The organism is Nocardia sp. NBC_01499 (assembly GCF_045040275.1).
In the GTDB taxonomy this organism is placed as follows: domain Bacteria; phylum Actinomycetota; class Actinomycetes; order Mycobacteriales; family Mycobacteriaceae; genus Nocardia.
On sequence record NZ_CP109426.1, the window covers coordinates 2,198,458 to 2,219,210 of the forward strand.

The 20,753-nt window shown below is 66.3% G+C and carries 18 protein-coding genes; 9 read left to right on the forward strand and 9 right to left on the reverse strand.

The window, feature by feature from the left end; translation table 11 throughout:
- Positions 1–419 precede the first annotated feature (419 nt).
- Positions 420–953 carry a hypothetical protein gene (locus tag OG203_RS09980; protein ID WP_405165392.1) on the forward strand — a complete coding sequence of 178 codons (534 nt, stop codon included), beginning with the start codon at positions 420–422 and terminating at the stop codon, positions 951–953.
- Between the two features lie 659 nt (positions 954–1,612).
- Here OG203_RS09980 and OG203_RS09985 read toward each other — a convergent pair.
- Both OG203_RS09985 and OG203_RS09990 read right to left on the reverse strand, forming a co-directional pair.
- Positions 1,613–3,277: a hypothetical protein gene (locus OG203_RS09985; RefSeq protein WP_405165393.1), complete on the reverse strand. Its 1,665-nt coding sequence runs from the start codon at positions 3,275–3,277 to the stop codon at positions 1,613–1,615.
- A complete protein-coding gene (locus tag OG203_RS09990) occupies positions 3,274–3,603 on the reverse strand; it encodes a type VII secretion target (RefSeq protein ID WP_405165394.1) in 330 nt (109 codons plus the stop codon). Before OG203_RS09990 ends, OG203_RS09985 begins: the two co-directional genes overlap by 4 nt.
- Before the next feature lie 230 nt (positions 3,604–3,833).
- Here OG203_RS09990 and OG203_RS09995 point away from each other — a divergent pair, with 230 nt between their 5' ends.
- From OG203_RS09995 to OG203_RS10020, 6 genes are all read left to right on the forward strand, one after another.
- Entirely contained in the window at positions 3,834–4,835 is a 1,002-nt protein-coding gene (locus tag OG203_RS09995; protein WP_405165395.1) for an NAD-dependent epimerase/dehydratase family protein, read from the forward strand.
- 296 nt (positions 4,836–5,131) lie between these two features.
- A complete protein-coding gene (locus OG203_RS10000; RefSeq protein ID WP_405165396.1) occupies positions 5,132–5,530 on the forward strand; it encodes a nuclear transport factor 2 family protein in 399 nt (132 codons plus the stop codon).
- Positions 5,531–5,580: 50 nt separating this feature from the next.
- On the forward strand, positions 5,581–6,543 hold the full coding sequence (locus OG203_RS10005; RefSeq protein ID WP_405165397.1) for a GlxA family transcriptional regulator: 963 nt from the start codon (positions 5,581–5,583) through the stop codon (positions 6,541–6,543).
- Positions 6,544–6,595: 52 nt separating this feature from the next.
- On the forward strand, positions 6,596–7,612 hold the full coding sequence (locus OG203_RS10010; protein ID WP_405165398.1) for an Rv2578c family radical SAM protein: 1,017 nt from the start codon (positions 6,596–6,598) through the stop codon (positions 7,610–7,612).
- Positions 7,613–7,741: 129 nt separating this feature from the next.
- Positions 7,742–9,694 carry a 2-oxoacid:acceptor oxidoreductase subunit alpha gene (locus OG203_RS10015; RefSeq protein ID WP_405165399.1) on the forward strand — a complete coding sequence of 651 codons (1,953 nt, stop codon included), beginning with the start codon at positions 7,742–7,744 and terminating at the stop codon, positions 9,692–9,694.
- On the forward strand, positions 9,691–10,770 hold the full coding sequence (locus OG203_RS10020; protein ID WP_405165400.1) for a 2-oxoacid:ferredoxin oxidoreductase subunit beta: 1,080 nt from the start codon (positions 9,691–9,693) through the stop codon (positions 10,768–10,770). Before OG203_RS10015 ends, OG203_RS10020 begins: the two co-directional genes overlap by 4 nt.
- 8 nt (positions 10,771–10,778) lie before the next feature.
- On the opposite strand, the gene OG203_RS10025 is transcribed toward OG203_RS10020, so the two are convergent.
- The 5 genes from OG203_RS10025 to hisS all read right to left on the reverse strand — a co-directional run bounded on the left by OG203_RS10025 (position 10,779) and on the right by hisS (position 16,338).
- The gene (locus OG203_RS10025) at positions 10,779–11,147 is read right to left on the reverse strand and encodes a hypothetical protein (RefSeq protein WP_405165401.1); all 369 of its coding nucleotides are present in this window, start codon (positions 11,145–11,147) and stop codon (positions 10,779–10,781) included.
- Between the two features lie 328 nt (positions 11,148–11,475).
- Entirely contained in the window at positions 11,476–11,673 is a 198-nt protein-coding gene (locus tag OG203_RS10030; RefSeq protein WP_405165402.1) for a hypothetical protein, read from the reverse strand.
- Positions 11,674–11,968: 295 nt separating this feature from the next.
- The gene (locus OG203_RS10035) at positions 11,969–12,979 is read right to left on the reverse strand and encodes a malate dehydrogenase (RefSeq protein WP_405165403.1); all 1,011 of its coding nucleotides are present in this window, start codon (positions 12,977–12,979) and stop codon (positions 11,969–11,971) included.
- Positions 12,980–13,950: 971 nt separating this feature from the next.
- Positions 13,951–14,598 (reverse strand): hypothetical protein, encoded by a 648-nt coding sequence (locus tag OG203_RS10040; protein WP_405165404.1) that lies wholly within the window; start codon positions 14,596–14,598, stop codon positions 13,951–13,953.
- Between the two features lie 459 nt (positions 14,599–15,057).
- A complete protein-coding gene (gene hisS, locus OG203_RS10045) occupies positions 15,058–16,338 on the reverse strand; it encodes a histidine--tRNA ligase (protein ID WP_405165405.1) in 1,281 nt (426 codons plus the stop codon).
- Positions 16,339–16,534: 196 nt separating this feature from the next.
- On the opposite strand from hisS, the gene OG203_RS10050 reads away from it, so the two are divergent.
- On the forward strand, positions 16,535–17,413 hold the full coding sequence (locus tag OG203_RS10050; protein WP_405165406.1) for a peptidylprolyl isomerase: 879 nt from the start codon (positions 16,535–16,537) through the stop codon (positions 17,411–17,413).
- Positions 17,414–17,815: 402 nt separating this feature from the next.
- On the forward strand, positions 17,816–18,367 hold the full coding sequence (locus OG203_RS10055; protein WP_405165407.1) for a hypothetical protein: 552 nt from the start codon (positions 17,816–17,818) through the stop codon (positions 18,365–18,367).
- A 122-nt stretch (positions 18,368–18,489) separates the two neighbouring features.
- Here the strand turns inward: OG203_RS10055 and OG203_RS10060 are convergent, their stop codons facing one another.
- Positions 18,490–18,876: a DUF4913 domain-containing protein gene (locus tag OG203_RS10060; RefSeq protein ID WP_405165408.1), complete on the reverse strand. Its 387-nt coding sequence runs from the start codon at positions 18,874–18,876 to the stop codon at positions 18,490–18,492.
- 22 nt (positions 18,877–18,898) lie between these two features.
- Complete coding sequence (locus OG203_RS10065) at positions 18,899–20,734, reverse strand: type IV secretory system conjugative DNA transfer family protein (protein WP_405165409.1); 1,836 nt, start codon at positions 20,732–20,734, stop codon at positions 18,899–18,901.
- Positions 20,735–20,753: the final 19 nt, after the last annotated feature.

The window sequence follows — 20,753 nt, forward strand, 5'->3', positions numbered from 1 at the left end:
TGCACGTCGGCACTCCGCGTCAGCACTGCACGTCAGCACTGCCCGTCGGCACTCCGCGTCAGCACCGCTCGTCGGCATCGCCGTCAGCACTGCCCGTCAGCACCGCCCGTCAGCACCCCGCGTCAGCACCGCTCGTCGGTACTCCACGTCAGCACCGCCCGTCAGCACTGCTCGTCGGCACCGCCCGTCGGCACTGCGCGTCAGCACCGCCCGTCAGCACTGCGCTTGTATTGCGGCCCATGACCTCTTCGTCACCAAAGTGTCTGCGACATTCCGCCCGCTCGTCGATCCGGTTGGCGGACAACGCGAATGCGCTGACCGCGACTCGCCGACCTTCGCCACGCGTGGATTTGACGCTCCGCCGACATCACTGTGCGATGTCAGCGGAGCGTTTTCATTTGACAGGGAGGTTGCGATCCATGCGACGAACGAAAGCCGCAGTGCTGGTTGCCATGTTGGCGCTCACGATCGGCGCGGGCACCGCGACCGCCGAACCGCCCGCACTGCCGGCCGTGCACGGCCCGATCTCCGCCCCACTGGCGTTACTCACGCTGACCACCATCCCGAGCGGGTGGCAGACTCGGGTCGACCTGCGCCCGCAACTGGAGGTCTCCAGTGACGGGCGGGCCGTTAAGATCCCCGATGCCGTTGCCTCGGAACGGAATCCGGACAACCTCCCGCAGAAGGTCAACGGCCACATCCCACCCGAGGTACTGGCCGCCGCCCTCACCGAGACCAAGGCACTCGCCACCGTCGATTTCGGCATGCCCTCCATCACCGACCAGGGCACCCAGATCATCGACCTGATGCCCCAGTCCCCCGAAGAAGACGCCCACCTGGTCGTCTACGCACCCGAATCCACCGAAGGCCTCGCGCCCGACCAGCAGGCAGCACGCAAACGCTTCGCCGACCTCTACCGCAAACTCCTCGACAGTTTCGTCCAGGACACCTAACCCCGCGCAACGCCGCCCCGAACTGCCGGCAAATTCCCTGCGCGACCGGGCAATTCGACCTCAGCCAGATAACTCGTCCCCCTTCCGGGAGCCGCACACCGGGACTCGCCGCACCCCAATTCGCCCGCCGTGCACGAAGTTGTCAGTAACTTCGTGCACGCTGCGGCCGTTCGTGCGCAGCACAGTCAACCTCGGTGACAGGCTCCGACCGAGCACTGCCCCGGACGCCAACAAGCGTGGCCCGAACGAACTTTCGCTGCTCCAACTGAACCACGCCGGACGATCCCTCCCGAAGCCACTAGCCCGCCGCGCACGAATTCGCCAGCAACTTCGTGCGCGCCGCGGCAGTTCGTGCGCAGCACAGTCAATCTCGGTGACAGATTCCGGGGAGCGCTACCCCGGACAGCAACAACCCGGCTCGAGCGAACCCTTGCTGTTCGAGCTGAGTTCTGTCGGACGATCCGTACCGCAGCGGGCAGTCGACGCGCACCTGAGTGCCCGCCGCGCACGAAATTGCTGACGACTTCGTGCGCAGCTCGAAAGTTCATGCGCAGCACAGCGATCGTCGGCGGCAGGCTCCGACCTAGCACTACCTCAGACAGGAGAAAGCCCGGCTCAAGCGAACGTTCGCTGCTCGAGCCGGGCTCTGCTGGACAAACCTAGAACTGGTCCTGTTCGTAGTCGGAGCTGACGATCTCGTCGGAGTGGGTCGCACCGATGACGTCCGGTGTGGATTCACCGAGCGGGCCGGTGAGATCGTCGTTGCCCGTTGCGCTTTGGTAGGGCTGCACGGTGCGGGAGTGCTCGTCCTCGCCGCTGCGCTGTCCGGCAGCGCCCGCGCCGCCGCCCATGAAGCTGTTGCCTGCTCCGGTTCCCGAGGCGCTGGAGCCTGCGGAACCGGTCGCGCCGGGGCCGAACCCGGTGCTGCCCGGCACGCCACCGATCGGGCGCATCGGCGACATGCTGGTACCGGGCAGTGCGGCCACCTTCGGCATCGACGGAATGCCGGTGGTGCTCGGCCGACCGCTCGGGCTGCCCGCGCTCAGGTGCGAGCTGCCTGGCACGCCGGTGGAGATGCCATGGCCGGTCGTGCTCGGGCTGCTCATGCTGTGCACCGACGCGGGTGTGGTCGAGGCGGGGATCGTGGAGTTGGACGTGGACGAGTCAAGGCCCGCCGCCTTGGTCGCGGTGTCCGACGCGGCCGACTGCGCCTGCTCCAGGATCGGCTGGCCGACGTTCTGTGCCAGCGCCTGCGCGACCTCCTGCGGCGCGGGTCCGCCACCGGGTGCGACCAGCTGCTGCACCATGCCGCCCAGCTCACCGGTCTTGCCCGCCAGATCGCCGCGGGTGGCATTGACGATGCCGACGGCCTGGCCGAGATGCTCGGTCGCCGAGGCCATCAGCGTGGCCTGGGCGGGCGGGGTCAGGATCACCGGGGCCATCGCGGCCGCCTCGGTGGCGAACGACGAAGCGACGGTGAGCAATTGCGCGTTGCCCTGCTGCACCACCGCGGCGGCCTTCTGGGTGAGATCGGAGATGTCGATGCCGCGCTTGCTGGTTTCCTGGCCTTCGACATTGTGCTGCTGGCTGGTGGCCTGCGCGTTGCGCGCGGCCTGGCTCTGCCACAGCTGCTCGACGGTGGTCATGCTGCCCTTGCCGACCTGCATGGCCATGTCGATGACCTTGGAGGACTGGCTCAGGATCGCGGTCGGGTCGAGCGCGCCGATGACACCGGTGCCGAAGCTGCTGAGCAGATCGAGGATCGGCTTGATCAGCATGTCGACGCCGGGCAGCGCGGGCACCGAGATGCCCTGCATGAGCGCCGCGACCGGGTCGGCGGGCAGTGCGGGCAGCGAGGTCGGGATCGCGGCGGTCGCCTGGCTCACCGCGGCGGCGACCGTGCTCGGCGCCGAGCCGACGGCACCGTTCAGGACACCGGTCGCGTGATCGAGTGCCTGATTCAGCGGCGCGGCGGCATGCTGCAGCGCGGTGTGCGTATCGCCGAGCAGGGCCGAAACATCGGACGGGACGCCGGAGATGCCGTGCCCGTCCGGTGCCGGATTGCCGTTGAGCCCTGGCATACCGGACGGCACGGTGCCGAGCGCGTTGTGCTGGTCCTCGCTGATCCGCTTGGACAGCACGAACTCCGGCGGCTCGATCGGCGGCAGATCGGGGGGCACCTGGCCAAGCGGCACATCGAGGATCGCCTGCGAGTTCTGCGTCGCGTTGAGCACGGCCTGCTGGCCGACCGCGACGTGCTGATCGGCGGCGTGCGCCATCGCGAGTTCTTCGGGGGCGATCACCCCGGTATCGAGCGGCTTCATACGGCGCCGCCGATCTGGTTGCCGATGGCGTTGAGCGCGCCAGCACTCGACCAGTCGGTCGCGTCGTAGGCCGCGGCCGCGCTGAACGCGGACTCGGAAAGCTTGTTGTACTTGGCGGACAGATCGTTGATGTCCTTGGCCTGCAGCACCTGTGCCGCGGCGAACATCGCCAGATAGTCGACCCCGATCAAGCCGAACACCGGCACGAGTGCCGAGACGTTCTTGACCGCGTCGAAATTACCTGCCCCCGCAAGATCACCGGCGATGCCCGCGTTCGTGGCGGCGAACGCCCGGACCGCGTCGGTCTCTACCGAGAGATCACTCATCGAGTTGCCCCCCAAATCGTCGTGCACATCAGTGTCGTGAACTTCTTCGTCGTCACCGTCTGCCCATTGCCGAACGGCATGACCGCTACGGTTGGGCCCAATATAGCGGACGGTACCGGCAACTTTCGAGCCCATCGAGACGTTCACACAGGGAATAGGACGTTCACAGAGGGAATAGAAAGGAACTGGAACGTGTTGCAAATTAGAACAAGTTCTATATTCTCGATGCCATGAAGGTCGCAGTGACCGGCGCAGCCGGGTACCTTGGCACGAATCTGCTCCGCCTGCTCGTCGCGCGCGGCCACGAAGTCACGGCCATAGACCGGGCGGTTCCGCCGACGCCCGAGGAGCCGAACGTCACCTGGGTCAGCGGGAACGTGCTCGACCCGGCATCGATGCGGGAGACGCTGCACGGCGCCGAGATCGTCTACCACCTGGTCGCGGTGATCACCCTCGCCGAGAAGAACGACCTGGCCTGGAAGGTGAACACCGAGGGCGTCCGGGTGGTCGCCGAGGCCGCGCTCGAGGTCGGCGCGCGGCGAATGGTGCATGCCAGCTCGATTCACGCGTTCAACCAGTACAGCTGCGGCGGGCGCATCGACGAGACCGCGCCGCGCTCCACCGATACCGCGCTTCCCGTCTACGACCGCTCAAAATGGGCGGGTGAGGTGGCGCTGCGCAAGGTGATCGACCAGGGCCTCGACGCGGTGCTGTGCAACCCCACCGGCGTATTCGGCCCACTCGACTACAGCAAGCCACTGTCGCGCATCAATCGCACACTGCGCGACGCCGCACAGGGCCGCATCCCCGCGATGATCGGCGGCGGCTTCGACCTGGTCGACGTGCGCGACGTCGCACAGGGACTGATCCTGGCCGCCGAACGCGGCCGCACCGGCGAGAACTACCTGCTCGGCGGCGAGATGATCTCGATGCTCGACCTCTGCCGACTGGCCGCGGGCCACGGTGGCAAGCGCGGCCCGAGGTTCGCCATCTCCCCCAAGCTCGTCGCGGGCGCGATCCCCGTACTCGCCCCGATCGGCAAGCTCTTCAAATCCGACATCGTCTCCAAAGCCGCACTGGGCGCGCTGATTTCGGCTCCGATAGTGGATCACGGCAAGGCCGAACGCGAACTCGACTACCGCCCGCGGCCCACCGACGAGACTGTCCGCGACCTGGTCGCCTTCTTCGCCGACCCGACCCCGGCGACCCCGGACACCCGGCAGATCGCTTGATCCCCGCTTGAACGGCACCCGCGGCGGCTAGTCAGGTTTGTCCAGCCGCCCACCAAGTGCCTGGTGTCCGTCCCCGACATCGGCGCGCTGTTCGCCGCACACCGCGGACACCCGTGCCGAATGGACGCTGCGCCCATTCCGCCGCCTCGAAGCAGGCGCGTTCGAGATGGCCGACGACAAACCCCGACGTGATCGGATGGCGTTTTCTTGTCAGTAGGCGTCGTTTTCGCCACTGGTGCCACTCGCGGTGATTGCTGAATGATCGCTGTGGCCGATAAGAAGACGAGGAGATCAGGATGACCAAGCCCGAAGTACGCACCACTGCCGCAATCGAAGAAATGCTCAACGACTATTTCGACGTTCTCTACACGCAGAACATGGACCTGTTCGACCGGGTATTCCACCCTTCGGCGGTGCTCTACTCCGCCCAGGATGGCGTCGTCGTGGTACGCCCGCGCGACGAGTACCGCGAGCTCATGCGTGCTCGCCGAGCACCGGAGCAGAACGGCGCCGCACGCGACGATATCGTGCTCGCGATCGATATGTTGTCGCCGGAGATGGCCATGGCCAAGGTGCGACTGCGGCTCAACGACAACATCATGGTCGATTACCTGAACCTGCTGCTTGTCGAACAGCGTTGGATGATCGTGGCCAAGCTCTATCACCGGGAAGAAACCAGCACGGACGTGCGGTAACTGGCGTGGCGCGAACAGGCCCCACCGGGCGTCGCGATTAGCATTCGACAATGCTGCGCACGATCGCCGCCGTTCTGGTCGAGGATTTCACACCGTTCGAATTGGGTGTGGTCTGCGAGGTTTTCGGGGTGGACCGTACCGGCGAGGGCGGCCCGGCGTTCGATTTCCGGGTCTGCGGTGAATGTCCCGGTGAACCATTGCACTGCGAACAAGGTTTCGCTGTCGTTCCGACGGTCGGCTTGACCGGGCTGGTCGATGCCGATCTGGTGATCGTCCCGGCGGCCGCCGTGCGCGGCGACTACTCACCGGCGGTCCTGGACGCATTACGTGCCGCATCAAATCGGGGGACGACGCTGCTTTCGGTGTGCAGCGGCGCCTATCTGCTCGGCGCTGCCGGATTGCTGGATGATCGCCGATGCACCACACATTGGCGCTACATCGACGATTTCCAGCGGCGTTTCCCACGGGCGGACCTCGATCCGGACGTGCTGTTCGTCGATGACGGATCGATCGTGACCAGCGCGGGCACCGCCGCTGGCATCGACGCCTGCCTACACCTGGTCCGTCGCGAAATCGGTTCCACCGCAGCGAATCTGATCGCTAGAAGGATGGTCGTCGCACCACATCGCGAGGGCGGCCAGCGACAGTTCATCGATCAGCCGGTTCCGACGACCACCGATACCGGCCTGCAGCCGGTACTCGACGGCATCCTCGACGACCTGACCGTGGAACACACCGTCGCCGAACTCGCCCGCCGGGCCAACATGTCCACCCGCACACTGCTGCGCCATTTCACCGCCGAAACCGGCACCACCCCGCACCGCTGGCTCACCCTGCAACGCATCCGCCATGCCCAGCACCTCCTCGAGGCCACCGCTCTGGACGTCGAACAGATCGCCCGCGCAACAGGATTGGGCACCGGCCCGCTCCTACGTCACCATTTCCGCCGGATCGTCGGAGTGACACCCAAGGAATACCGCGCCACCTTCACCCTCCGCACACCCAACCCTTGATCGGCGATGACACCCGATTGCCAATCAGGCGAACATATGTTCGACTGGTTGGGTGCGGTGGCAAAGCCAAACCCTGGACGCCGACGACGGCGCACTGCCCGGCCTCACCCGGGCAGGCTTGACGCGCACCGTGCAAACCCCCGAGTTCGAGGGCATCACCTTCCACGAAGTGCTGTGCAAAAGCGCGCTCAACAAGATGCCGGAAAGTTCGAACCTGCCGTTCCACTGGACGATCAATCCAATGCGCGGCTGCTCACACGCCTGCCGCTACTGTTTCGCCCGCCCGACCCACGAGTATCTGGATCTGGACGCAGGCAAGGATTTCGACTCCCAGATCGTGGTGAAGACGAACATAGCCGCCGTGCTGCGCAAAGAACTCAACCGCCGCTCCTGGCATCAGGAACCGGTCGCGCTCGGCACCAACACCGACCCGTATCAGCGGGCCGAGGGGCGATATCGGTTGATGCCCGGCATCATTCGCGCACTCACCGACTCGGGCACGCCGTTCTCCATCCTCACCAAGGGCACGCTGCTGCGCCGCGACCTGCCACTACTCACCCTGGCCGCGCGCGAGGTGCGGGTGAGCGTGGCGGTATCCATCGCGATCTTCGATCTCGACCTGCATCGCAGCCTGGAAACCGGCACCCCGTCACCGAAAGCCAGGTTGGAGATGGTTCGCGCGCTCACCGACGCAGGCTTCGAGGTGAATGTCATGGTGGCGCCGGTGATTCCGTATCTCACCGACGGCAAGGCGCACCTGGACGAGCTGTTCGGCGCGATCGCCGATGCCGGGGCGAGCTCGGCCGTCGCCTTCCCGATGCACCTGCGCAGCAGCACCCGAGGTTGGTTTCTCAGCTGGCTCGCCGAGGCGCATCCGGCGCTGGTCCGGCGCTACCGTCAGCTCTACGGCCGTGGCGCCTATGTGACGCCCGAGTACGCGGCTTGGCTACGCGGCCGCCTGGATCCGCTACTAGAGCGACACGCCCTGCGGCGGGAAATACCGGCCGAACCGCAGCCACAGCCGGAAAGTGCGCACACCGCGGACCCACAGCTGGCATTGTTCGGCTGACGCCCTGCACACCGACCCCTGAACTTCACGTAAATCCGGAGAACCTCACATTTCGGGCGGACGCACCGCGCGGTGCGGAGTAGTTTGGCGATGGCACCCCTCTCATCGACGAGGAAGTGAAGCAGGCAGATGGTTTCGCACCACACTGAGGTCGGCACGGCCCAAAACGATGTCACCGCAGCGAAATTGGAAAAGGTAGTCATCCGGTTCGCCGGTGACTCCGGTGACGGTATGCAGCTGACCGGTGATCGTTTCACGCACGAAGCGGCCGCGTTCGGCAACGACCTTGCCACCCAGCCCAACTTCCCCGCCGAGATCAGAGCGCCACAGGGCACACTGCCTGGTGTTTCGTCGTTCCAGATCCAGATCGCCGACTACGACATCCTCACCGCGGGCGACCAGCCGGACGTGCTCGTCGCGATGAATCCGGCCGCGCTGAAGGCGAACCTGGAGGATCTGCCGCGCGGCGCGACCGTGATCGTGAACACCGACGAGTTCACCAAGCGCAATCTCACCAAGGTCGGTTACGCCGCCGACCCGCTCGACGACGACACGCTGTCGGACTTCGTGCTGCATCGCGTCCCGATGACCTCGCTCACCCTCGGCGCCACCGAATCCTCCGGCGTCGGCAAGAAGGACGGTCAGCGCGCGAAGAACATGTTCGCGCTCGGCCTGCTGTCCTGGATGTACGGGCGGCCGATCGGCGGCACCGAGAAGTTCATGCGGGAGAAGTTCGCCGCAAAGCCGGAGATCGCCGAGGCCAACGTGCTGGCGTTCCGTGCGGGCTGGAACTACGGCGAGACCACCGAAAGTTTCGCGACCACCTACGAAATCGCGCCCGCGAAGCTCCCGCCTGGCACCTACCGGCAGATCACCGGCAATACCGCGCTCGCCTACGGACTGGTCGCGGCGGGTCAGCTCGCCGGGCTGCCGGTCTTCCTCGGCACCTACCCGATCACCCCGGCCTCGGACATCCTGCACGAGCTGAGCAAGCACAAGAACTTCGGCGTCACCACCTTCCAGGCCGAGGACGAGATCGCGGGCATCGGTGCGGCACTTGGCGCTTCGCTTGGCGGTGCGCTCGGCGTCACCAGCACCTCGGGGCCGGGGCTCGCGCTCAAGAGCGAAACCATCGGCCTCGCGGTGATGACCGAGCTGCCGCTGCTGGTGATCGACGTGCAGCGCGGCGGGCCGTCCACCGGCCTGCCGACCAAGACCGAGCAGGCCGATCTACTGCAGGCGCTGTACGGGCGCAACGGCGAATCGCCGGTCGCCGTGCTCGCGCCGCGCTCCCCCGCCGACTGCTTCGCCACCGCGGTCGAGGCGGCCAGGATCGCGCTCACCTATCGCACGCCGGTGCTGCTGCTGTCCGACGGCTCGATCGCGAATGGTTCGGAGCCGTGGTCGATTCCGCGTGTCACCGATCTCGAACCGATCGAGCCCGCGTTCGAGCCGGAAGGCGACGACGCTGACCCGTTCCAGCCCTACGCCCGCGACCCGGAAACCCTGGCCAGGCCGCTCGCCGTCCCGGGAACCAAGGGGCGCGCACACCGGATCGGCGGGCTGGAGAAGGCCGACGGCAGCGGCAACATCTCCTACGACCCGGCCAATCACGAACTGATGGTTCGATTGCGCAAGGCCAAGATCGACGGCATCAGCGTGCCCGATCTCGAGGTCGACGATCCGGATGGGCGTGCCGAACTGCTGATCATCGGCTGGGGCAGTTCCTTCGGGCCGATCGGTGAGGCCTGCCGGCGCGCGCGCCGCCGTGGTGTGCCCGTCGCGCAGGCGCACCTGCGGCATCTGAATCCGTTGCCCGCCAACCTCGGTGACGTGCTGCGCCGCTATCGCACGGTGGTCGCGCCGGAAATGAACGGCGGCCAGCTCGCGCTGCTGCTGCGCGGGAAGTACCTGGTCGATGTGCGGCCGTGGACGAAAGTCGCGGGCACGGCCTTCTCCGCGCAGGAACTCGTCGGGGTGATCGACGCCGCCTTGGACGGCTCGATCGAGGAGATGGAACAGGACAAGGCCTTCGCCGCCCGAGCGCGGGCCACCTACGTCACGACTGGGGGCAACGAATGACCATCGTGGAAACCTCGCTTGTCGGCACCGATCTGGGTCTGACCGGACTGTCCGGGGTACCCACCGCGGACGGTCCGCAGCGGGTGAAGGACTTCGCGACCGATCAGGAGGTGCGCTGGTGTCCGGGTTGCGGTGACTACGTGATCCTGGCGACCGTGCGCGGCTTCCTCGCCGAACTCGGGTTGCGCAGGGAGAACCTGATGTTCGTCTCCGGGATCGGCTGCTCGAGCCGCTTCCCGTATTACCTCGAGGCGTACGGGATCCACTCCATCCACGGCCGCGCGCCCGCCATCGCCACCGGGCTCGCGGTGACCCGCCCCGACCTGTCGGTGTGGGTGGTGACCGGCGACGGCGACGCGCTGTCCATCGGCGGCAACCACCTCATCCACGCGCTGCGCCGCAACGTGAACATGACGATCCTGTTGTTCAACAACCGGATCTACGGCCTCACCAAGGGCCAGTACTCGCCGACCTCCGAAGAGGGCAAGGTCACCAAGTCGACCCCCATGGGTTCGGTCGACCATCCGTTCAACACGCTGTCGATCGCGCTCGGCGCCGAAGCGAGCTTCGCCGCACGGGCTTTGGACTCCGACCGCGCTGGCCTGACCGAAGTGCTGCGTGCCGCCGCCGAACACCGCGGCACCTCGTTCGTCGAAATCCTGCAGGACTGCCCCATCTTCAACGACGGCTCCTTCGACGCCCTGCGCCGCGACAACGCCGCCGACCACCTCGTCCCCCTGCACCACGGCCAACCCATCCGCTTCGGCGCCAACAACGAATTCGCCGTCGTACAAAGCGGTTTCGGCCTACAGGTGGTCGGCACCGACACCGTCGCCGAATCCGACATAGTCGTCCACGACGCCTACACCGACAACCCCGAATACGCCTACGCCCTCTCCCGCCTCTCCGACCAATCCCTGGACCACGTCGTCACCGGCATCTTCCGCAGCGTCACCCGCCCGACCTACGACGACGGGGTACGCGCACAGGCGACCACGGCTCGGGAACGCAAGCCCGTCGACCAAGACTCCCTCCAGTCATTGCTGACCGGCCCCGAAACCTGGACCGTCAGCTGACCCCGTCGTTACCGAATCCCCCACTCCCAGCTCAATTTCCAGCTCAACACTCCGCCTGACCTGTTCCCCAAACGGAACAAGGCGGCGAGCGGCACCGCCACCATGTCCCGACTCGGCAAGCAGACCTCACCGAACGGGACATGATGGCGGGAAAGTACGAGTAGACCCGCCACCATGTCCCGCTCGGCGGCCAGGTGGACGTCGAGTGGGACATGGCAGCGAGAAGGTGCGAATAGGCCTGCCGCCATGTCCCGCTCGGCGGCAAGGTGGACGCCGAACGGGACATTGCGGCGGGGAAACGCGAGTAGCGCTACCGTCATGTCCCGTTCGGGAAGACGTCCTGCTCGACGAGCTACCAGCACGCTCAGGTAAGCCACCACTCCGACATTGGCCAGCGAAACACCAAACGGGACAAGGCCGCGAGCGACACCGCCACCATGGCTCAACTCGACAAGCAAACCTCACCGAACGGGACATGATGGTGGGAAAGTACGAGTAGACCCGCCACCATGTCCCGCTCGGCAACCAGATAGACGCCGAATGGGACATGGCGGCGGGAAAACGCGAGTAGCGCCGCCATCATGTCCCGTTCGGTGAGATGCCCTGTTCGGCGAGCTATCAGGGCGCTCAGATAAGCCACCACTCCGACATTGGCCAGCGAAACACCAAACGGAACAAGGCGGCGAGCGACACCGCCACCATGGCTCAACTCGGCAAGCAGACCTCACCGAACGGGACATGATGGCGGGAAAGTACGAGTAAGCCCGCCACCATGTCCCGCTCGGCAGCCAGGTAGACGCCGAACGGGACAAGGCGGCGGGGAAACGCGAGTAGCGCTACCGTCATGTCCCGTTCGGTGAGATGCCCTGTTCGGCGAGCTATCAGCGCGCTCAGATAAGCCACCACTCCGACATTGGCCAGCGAAACACCAAACGGAACAAGGCGACGAGCGACACCGCCACCATGGCTCAACTCGGCAAGCAGACCTCACCGAACGGGACATGATGGCGGGAAAGTACGAGTAGACCCGCCACCATGTCCCGCTCGGCAACCAGATAGACGCCGAACGGGACATGGCGGCGGGAAAGTGCGGGTGGGGCCGCCACCATGTCCCGTTCGGCGGCCAGGTGGACGTCAAGTGGGACATGGTGGCGGGAAATGCGAGTTGCGCTGCCGTCATGTCCCGTTCGGGGAGGGGTTAGGCGCGCTTGGCGAAGCCTAGGTCGATTACGGCGTCGCGTTCTTGGGTGAGTTCGGTGACGCTGGCTTCGATTCGGGTGCGGGCGAAGTCGTCGATGGCGAGGTTGGGGACGATGGTGTAGGTACCGTTGGTGCAGGTTACAGGGAAGGAGCTGATCAGGCCCTCGGGGACGCCGTAGGAGCCGTCGGACGGGACGGCCATGGAGACCCAGTCGCCGTCGGCGGTGCCGCGGACCCAGTCGTGGATGTGGTCGAGGGCGGCGCTGGCCGCGCTGGCGGCGGAGGAGGCGCCGCGGGCCTGGATGATGGCGGTGCCGCGCTGCTGGACGGTGGGGATGAAGTCGTCGGTCAGCCAGGTCTGGTCGCCGATGCGATCGAGGGCGGGGCGGCCGTCGATGGTGGCGTGCGCGATATCCGGGAATTGGGTCGCGGAGTGGTTGCCCCAGATGGCAACTCGGGCGATGTCGGCGGCGGGCGCGCCGGTCTTCTTGGCCAGTTGCGCGATCGCGCGGTTGTGGTCGAGGCGGGTCATCGCGGTGAAGCGTTCGGCCGGGACGTCGGGTGCGTTGTTCATCGCGATGAACGCGTTCGTGTTGGCGGGATTGCCGACCACGAGCACCTTCACGTCATCGGCGGCACTCGCGTTGATCGCGGCACCCTGCTCGGTGAAGATCGTGCCGTTGGCGGCCAACAGATCCGACCGTTCCATCCCCGCCGTCCGCGGCCGCGCACCCACCAGCACCGCGACGTTCGCACCCGAAAACCCCACCCACGGATCATCACTGATGTCGATGGACTCCAGCAGCGGGAACGCACCGTCCTCCAACTCCATCGCCACCCCCTCCAGCGAAGCCACCGCCGCCGGAATCTCCACCAACCGCAACCGCACCGGCGTATCCGCACCGAGCATCGCCCCGGACGCGATCCGGAACAGCAGCCCATAAGCAATCTGCCCCGCCCCTCCGGTCACGGCAACGGTCACGGGCGCGTTCCGAGCTGCGGTACTCACGGCAAACTCCTAGCGGTAGTCGGACTCTCAAACCTCACCCTAACGACTAGCACCGCCCCCGAAACCGCACGGTGAGCTACACAACAGTCACCCCCGAACACCAACCCGCCTTACCCCTCGCCCGCACGGAATCGCCAGCGAAACCGCACCCAGCCAGCGACGAGCGACGCCCCAGATTGACGGCCACCCGCGCGCACCAACCACGGCACACGCATTGATCTCGCACGCATCGGATCGCTGGACGCGCACGGAATTGCCAGCGATACCGTGCCCAGCCAGCGACCACACGCGGCAAGCACTCGATCACGAACGGGCCACCGCACCCGGAGAGCGACGATCAGCCGCGCACGACAGCCGCCGCGCACGAACCGGCTTGGCGCGCACGGAATTGCCAGCGAAACCGTACGCACCAGCGACCCGCCTGCCGCAAGCACTCGATCGCGAACGGGCGCCACCCACCGCACCCGGAGCGGGACGATCGCTCACGCACGAACCGGCTTGGTTGCACGGAATTGCCAGGAATGTCGTGCGCAGCCAGCGACCACGCGCAGCGAGTGCTCGACTGCGAACAGGCAACATCTCCGGGTGACGACACCCGCCGGCACCAAATACCGCGCACACACTGATCTCGCGCGGATGGAACTGCCAGCAATATCGTCCGCAGCGCGCAAAGTCCGTTCCATCTGCCGGCGGAATCCAGGCCACGACTACTCCGCGACCACTGACAGCACCACTCGGCAGGCAACCCGCGCACGGATCCGCTTCGCGCACAGACCTACTGGCCTTTTCATGCACAGCGAACGACAACGTCCACAGCGAACACTCGATCGGCAAGCGACGCCTCAGAATGACGGCCACCCGCGCGCACCAACCACGGCACACGCATTGATCTCGCACGCATCGGATCGCTGGACGCGCACGGAATTGCTGGCATTTCATGCGCGGGCAGCGAATTGGGGGGGGCGGCGGGGTCAGGTTAGGGCGGCTACTTCGCGGTCGGTGAGGACTATTGGGGAGACGGCGTCCTTGGTGCGGGCCATTTGGACGGCGCGGTATAGGGGGCGTTCGGGGAGGCCGGCGTCGCGGGCTTCGGCGCGTAGTTGGTTGGTCAGGAGGGCGGAGACTGCGACGGCGGCGGCTAGTTGGCTGGTGGCGAGGGCGTCGGCTAGGCGGCGTAGGCCTAGGAGGTGCATTTCGCGGCCGCTGCCTGCGTCGGTGTACATGGCCAGGGGGATGATTTGGGAGATTTCGCCGGCGGTGACGCGCAGGACGATTCGGCTGAGGCGGGCGGGGAAGATCAGTACCTCGACGCCGGTGGCCGCGGACACCTCGACCTGCCGTTCACCGAAGAGGCGGCGGGCGTGGATCATGGTGCCTGCCAACCACATTCGCCGCCGTCGCATGGCGACCGCGTAGCCGACGGTCGGTGCGCCGACGACCAATCCGATGGCGACCGCGATCGGCCAGCTGACCACGGTCGCGGCCAATAGCGCGGACCCGATGCCGATACCGGCCGCGGCGAGCGCTAGGCGGCGCAGCATCGGGGCGTACATCTCGGGCGCGACGAGATCCAGCCCGACGGGTGGATTCGTCTGCTGCTCACCAGAATTCGACGACACCGGCCCACCTCTCCGCGACTCCCGCGCCACGTAGTGCGCGCAGTCACGTTACCCCCGCATCCCCCGCCCCGGTGTCTCTTCGTGGACGTTCCCCTTCGCTACGACCATCGAGACATGGTGGAGGCACTTCGCGAGTACGGCCACCACCATGTCCCGTTGATCACGCTCGCGTGATCACAGAACGCGCCCCTGGTAATCAACGCGACGTGGCCGAGACATTCCACGAGCAACGCCGCCAACATGTCCCGTTGATCGCGTCACCTATGAGCCCAACCTTCTCGATCAACGGGACCATGCAGAAACATTCCACGACTGACCACCACCGCCGCTCGATCTCATGCCGCGCCACCGAACCCACTCCGCGTAATCAACGGAACATGGCCGAGAAACACCGCCACCCTGTCCCGTTGCTGATGATCGCGTGATCAGGGAGCCGCTGTCGCCATCGCGGGACCCGCTCTAGGCGGACGAGACGTCGAGGGCCTCTCGGATCGCGATGACCGTGTCCGAAAGCGGGATCTGGCGCTGTTCCCCGGTTGCCATATCCTTCAAACCGATTGTCTCCTCGGTCAAGTCGCGGTCGCCGAGCACCAGGGTGAACTTCGCCCCTGACCGGTCGGCCGCTTTCATCGCGCCCTTCACCCCGCGCCCGCCATAGGCCAGATCCACACTGATTCCCGCCGCACGCAGCTGCGCGGCAAGCACCACCAGCCGCTGTTTGGCGGCCTCCCCCAATGACACGCCGAACACCTCACAGCGCGCGGCGTCGCCCGCCGTTTTCCCTTCGGCCTGCAACGCGAGCACCGTGCGATCGACACCGAGCCCGAATCCGATGCCGGACAACGGTTGTCCGCCGAGCTGCGCCATCAGCCCGTCATAACGCCCGCCGCCACCGATGCCGGACTGCGCGCCGAGCCCGTCGTGCACGAACTCGAAGGTGGTCTTCGTGTAGTAGTCGAGCCCGCGCACCATCCTCGGATTCACCACGTACGGCACGCCGAGCGCGTCCAGGTACCCGAGCACCTGCTCGAAGTGCGTCTTCGCGGATTCGGAGAGGTGATCGATCATCAGCGGCGCGTTCGCGGTCATCTCGCGCACCTCTGGCCGCTTGTCGTCGAGCACGCGCAGCGGGTTGAGCTGCGCGCGCCGCTTGGTCTCCTCGTCGAGCGGCAGCCCGAACAGGAACTCCTGCAACAGTTCCCGATACTGCGGACGGCAGGTCTCGTCGCCGAGCGAGGTGAGCTCCAGCCGGAACCCGTCGAGCCCGAGCCCGCGGAAACCGGCGTCGGCGATCGCGATCACCTCGGCGTCAAGCGCCGGATCGTCGACGCCGATCGCCTCGATGCCGACCTGCTGTAGCTGCCGGTATCGACCGGCCTGAGGTCGCTCGTAACGGAAGAACGGCCCGTTGTAGACCAACTTCACCGGAAGCTGCCCGCGATCGAGCCCGTGCTCGATGACGGCGCGCATCACACCGGCGGTGCCCTCGGGGCGCAGCGTCACGCTGCGGTCGCCGCGATCGGGGAAGGTGTACATCTCCTTGCTGACCACGTCGGTCGACTCGCCGACGCCACGCGCGAACAGCCCGGTGTCCTCGAAGACCGGCAGCTCGATGTGTCCGTAACCAGCCAGCCGGGCGGCGCGGATCAGTCCGTCGCGCACCGCGACGAATTCGGCCGAGCCGGGCGGGACGTAGTCGGGTATCCCCTTCGGGCCGGAAAAGCTGCTGGTCTTGGTCACGATGGTCCAGTTTTCACCACCACGCCCCATCAAGTCCAACCGGTTACCGCTACCGCGAGCCGCGGGCACGTCGGTGTCCGTTATGCGCGCTTCCCGCGACATGTGAGGCGCACCGCTCTCAGGAAGTGTCGGGCAGTCTCAGGAATAAATGGCAGACTCTCATGCCGTAACAACCGGACACGGGAGGAACGTGGTAGTGCCGAGCAACGAACAGCGGCGAGCAGCGGCGAAACGTAAGTTGGAGCGCCAGCTCGCCAACCGGGCCGAGCGCGCGAAAAGGCGCAAGCAACTCACGATCGCCGGGTCGGTGCTCGGCGTTGTCGTGATAGTCGCGGCGGTAACCGGGGTGTACTTCCTGACCAGAAGCGACGACAGCAGCTCCGATGCCAAGGACGCGACGAATTCCAGCAGTGCACCGTCCGCGGCGGCACCGCCCGCGGCGGCGGCCAAGCCCGCGATGGTGAACTGCGTCTACAAGGACAGCCAGAAACCGGCCGACAAGCCGGTGACCAAGCCGACCAAGGTCAACGGCATTCCGACCGGCGGTAACGACGCGAAGGTCAGCCTCAGCATGGAGACCAACCAGGGTCCCATCGGCCTGACCTTGAACAACGCCGAATCGCCTTGCACGGTGAACAGTTTCGTCAGCCTGGCGTCGCAGAACTTCTTCGACGGCACCAGCTGCCACCGGATGACCGCGAGCGACGGCCTGAAGGTGCTGCAGTGCGGTGACCCGACCGCGAGCGGTATGGGCGGGCCCGGCTACGAGTTCGACAACGAGTACCCGACCGATCAGCTCGACGCCAACGATCCGAATGCCGCCCAGCAGCCGATCGCGTACAAGCGCGGCACGCTCGCCATGGCGAACGCGGGTCCCGGCACCAATGGCAGCCAGTTCTTCATCGTCTACGGCGATTCACAGCTGCCGCCGAACTACACCATCTTCGGCACCGTCGACGACAACACCATGGGCACCCTGGACAAGATCGCCAAGGCGGGCCAGGACAACTCCAACGGCCCCGGCGACGGCAAGCCGAGCCAGCCGGTCGAGATCAAGTCGGTTCGGCTCGACTGACGAACCGCGCGAAACCCGTTCGGGCCCGGCATCGTTCCTCGGTGCCGGGCCCGACACGTGTCGCGACATGAAGGCGACCCTAATACTTCGGTAAGGGTTGGCTTAGACCGGAGATCCTCCGGCGAGTTACCGAGACTGTCGGAATTGTGCGATATATGCTGATAAGCGGCACGGCCGTACGGTTGCGGCGGCGCTTTCTCGGGTAACCTCGAAACACGGAGTTCGCGTAGCGTGGCAACCCCTCAACCGGGCGACCCCCGAGCAAGGGAATGTGGCGACACGAGTTCTCCCGGTGTCCACGTTTGCAGCCGGGGCATCGTCGGACGGACTACAGTCCCCTGGCGGCGTCCAGACGAAGCACCACAACATCCATAGTGATCACTGCAGCACCGGGGAGCAGCCATGTCCGAGGAACTGGACGACATCGGCCGCGAGACAGCGGCCATGATGAGGACCATGTTGCAGCTTGCGACGCTCGTCGCACTGCGGACCCGCGAGCGTGGTCAAAAAGAAGCCGAAGCGCGCGTGAAGGTCACCGAGGCCCGTATGAAAGAGGCCCGCGAGATGCAAATCCGCGAGGCCCGCGACTCGAAGGCCAAGGACCCGCGCAACACCGAACTGGCTCGGATGATCGAGAAGCCGATCCCGGAACGCGGTGTGTCGCTGGAGAAGGACCGCTTCACCGCCCAAGCCGAAGCGACGCGCATGGCAGGCATCGCCGCCGCGCACGCCAAGCCGGTGCTGCAATACGACTCCCCCGAGCGCCGCATGGCGATCGCCGCGCATCTGGCGAAAATGGGTGTCGCGCCGGAACTCGCCGCGGTACGGATGCTGATCGAAGTAGGCCAGGCGCAGCCACCGATCGAGGCGGTACGCACCCGCCCCGAGGAGGCGCCCGCGGTCACCAGGGCCAGGGAACAAGAACAAGCCCGCGGCCTGGAGCGCACCCGCTAGCAGACATACGCGAAACGCCCGCTTATCAAGCGGGCGTTTGCTTTTCGCTCTGCGTCACATCCGGCACTGCGTTACATCCGGCACTGCCTTACATCCGGCACTGCCTTACATCCGGCACTGCGTCACATCCGGAAGTCACCGACGGTCGGGTCACCGAACATTCCGTGCTGCGGCGACTTCAACGGCAGCGGGCTGAGCATGTCCTTGTGCCCGTTGCGCACGCTGCAGTACTTGAACGGCCCCTTGGGATCGAACAGCTTGGCCATGTGCGGGTCGGCGTGGTCGAGGAACCATACGCTCAATCCCGTTGATCCGTTGAGCCGGAAGTGCTCCCAAGCCCGCCACATGGCGTCCAACCGGGCGACCGCCTCAGCGTGCTGAAACCACTCCGGGCACCAGACGGTGTCGCTGAGATCGGTGACCTGACGCCGATAGACCAGGCTCAGGTAGTTCTCGACGAACTCCACCACGTTCGCGTAGATCATCGGTTGCTGCTGTTGCTCAGTCATGACCGAGCCTCGCTGCGCCCACTCACAGTGGCCTGACCTCCTCGATTTTCCCGTACTCCGGCGGCTGGGTGCCTTTGCTCAACGATGGCGTCCCCGGCATCAGGTCACCGATCTCCGTCTTGCGCTGCGGATCATGGTGCGAGATGGACTTCGTCACCTCGGCAGCGTACTCGCCCTCCCACCAGGGAACCGTGCGAACCAGCACCGGCGGCGCGCCGGACGGGAAGACGATCACGCGACCGCGCGGCAACTGCGCGAGCGCCTGCACGCTGAACGTCTTCGACGACCCGAGCGAACGCGAATAGCTCTTGCCCCCAGAGGATTCCGACACCGAGGCCGAGACGACCTCGTAGTCGCCGATCGCCTCGGAACGCTCGCGGAGGAAGTTCGTGTCGTCAACCCCGCTACCGAGCACCTTGATGTTCGCGGCGGCCCACAGCGCGTTCATGCCTGGCTCACCCCAGCAGCGCACGCCCTGCGCCCACGACTGCAGCACGGTCATCACGACGATGCCGCGCGAGCCGAAGTGGCTGTACTGCTTGGGCAGATCCTTCCAGCGCACCACGTTCGCGGCCTCGTCGAGCACCGCGAGCAGCGGGATGGGCAGGCGGCCGCCGAGGGACTGCGATGCTTTGCGCATGGCCACGTCGATCACGGCCTCGGTGAGCGCGCTCACCAGCGGCGCCGCCGACCCGCGCCCCTCCAGCGACAGGCTGTACAGGGTGCCGTTGCGTTCGATGAACTCCAGCTCGTCGAACTCGCGGCGATCGCCGCCTCGGGTGATCCACGGGTGTACGTTCGACAGTTTCAGGCAGCGGATCATCTTCTTCGCGGTGCCGAAAATGCCACTGCGCGTACGCAAGTCGGCGTTGTACTGGGAGGCCAAACCCGAGGCCGTGTAGTGGTGCCGTGCCGCGCGCAACAGCTCGATCGGCTCGGTATCGCCGGGGTTGGTCACCCATTCCCACACCTGCACGATCGGCCTGCTGCCGTTGCGGTCGCCGACGGCCGCGGCCAGGAACAGCCCGGCGAGCAGATCCTCGGCCTCCGGGTCGAAGAACGCGTCGGTCTTGGCATCGGAACCGTCGTCGCCATCGGCGAAGTGTCCGGCCAGCCGCGCCGCGCGCATCTCACAACCCTCGAGGCGGGCATTGACCCAGGCCAGCGGGTCCCAGAACCAGGTCGCCTCCTCGCCGGCGACGCCCTGCGGGTCGAAGACGAAGGTGGGACTTCCCTTGGCCTCGCGCACATCTCGCGTCGCGTCGACCACGTCACGCTTGTTCGAGGTGGCCAGCACCGGGCCGATCGCGGTGAGGATCGCCGGAATCACCCGCGAGGTCGACTTACCCTGGCGTGGGCCCCAGATGTCCAGGTGCAGATCCTCGTAGGAGCCATACAGCATTTGGTTGTCGGCGATCCCGATGCCGATCGGCACGCCGGGCACATCCTCGCTACCGAGCCGCACGCCGAGCTGCTGCGCCTTCTCCCGCACGCCCTTCGCGGTGAGGTGCGCGATCGCGCCGCCCTGGCCCATCACGTCGGCCTTCTCGTCGACCGGAAGCACGCCGATCGTCGCGCGCTTCCTCAGCCGCTTGCGGATGACCACCCAGGCCACCAGCACCAGGACAACGAGCAGCACGATCACCGTCGACGCGCGCGGCCAATGCAGTTTGCCCCTGGCCAGATCCGCGACGATGGCGATCGGGTTGATCGGGATGGACTGCGGGGTCACCGCGAGCATGTTGCCGAGATGCAGCGCGATCCAGAGCGTGGCCACGACCGCGATACCGGCGTACAGCAGGATCATGGTCGTGTCCGGCCCGACCGCGGCCGGATCCTTCACCACCTTCTTCGCCATGTCTGCCTCCTACTTTCGG

Excerpts from the sequence above, each read along its gene's own strand:
- OG203_RS09980 (WP_405165392.1), top strand. The coding sequence starts at position 420 with ATGCGACGAACGAAAGCCGCAGTGCTGGTTGCCATGTTGGCGCTCACG.
- OG203_RS09985 (WP_405165393.1), bottom strand. The coding sequence starts at position 3,277 with ATGAAGCCGCTCGATACCGGGGTGATCGCCCCCGAAGAACTCGCGATG.
- OG203_RS09990 (WP_405165394.1), bottom strand. The coding sequence starts at position 3,603 with ATGAGTGATCTCTCGGTAGAGACCGACGCGGTCCGGGCGTTCGCCGCC.
- OG203_RS09995 (WP_405165395.1), top strand. The coding sequence starts at position 3,834 with ATGAAGGTCGCAGTGACCGGCGCAGCCGGGTACCTTGGCACGAATCTG.
- OG203_RS10000 (WP_405165396.1), top strand. The coding sequence starts at position 5,132 with ATGACCAAGCCCGAAGTACGCACCACTGCCGCAATCGAAGAAATGCTC.
- OG203_RS10005 (WP_405165397.1), top strand. The coding sequence starts at position 5,581 with ATGCTGCGCACGATCGCCGCCGTTCTGGTCGAGGATTTCACACCGTTC.
- OG203_RS10015 (WP_405165399.1), top strand. The coding sequence starts at position 7,742 with ATGGTTTCGCACCACACTGAGGTCGGCACGGCCCAAAACGATGTCACC.
- OG203_RS10020 (WP_405165400.1), top strand. The coding sequence starts at position 9,691 with ATGACCATCGTGGAAACCTCGCTTGTCGGCACCGATCTGGGTCTGACC.
- OG203_RS10055 (WP_405165407.1), top strand. The coding sequence starts at position 17,816 with ATGTCCGAGGAACTGGACGACATCGGCCGCGAGACAGCGGCCATGATG.
- OG203_RS10060 (WP_405165408.1), bottom strand. The coding sequence starts at position 18,876 with ATGACTGAGCAACAGCAGCAACCGATGATCTACGCGAACGTGGTGGAG.
- OG203_RS10065 (WP_405165409.1), bottom strand. The coding sequence starts at position 20,734 with ATGGCGAAGAAGGTGGTGAAGGATCCGGCCGCGGTCGGGCCGGACACG.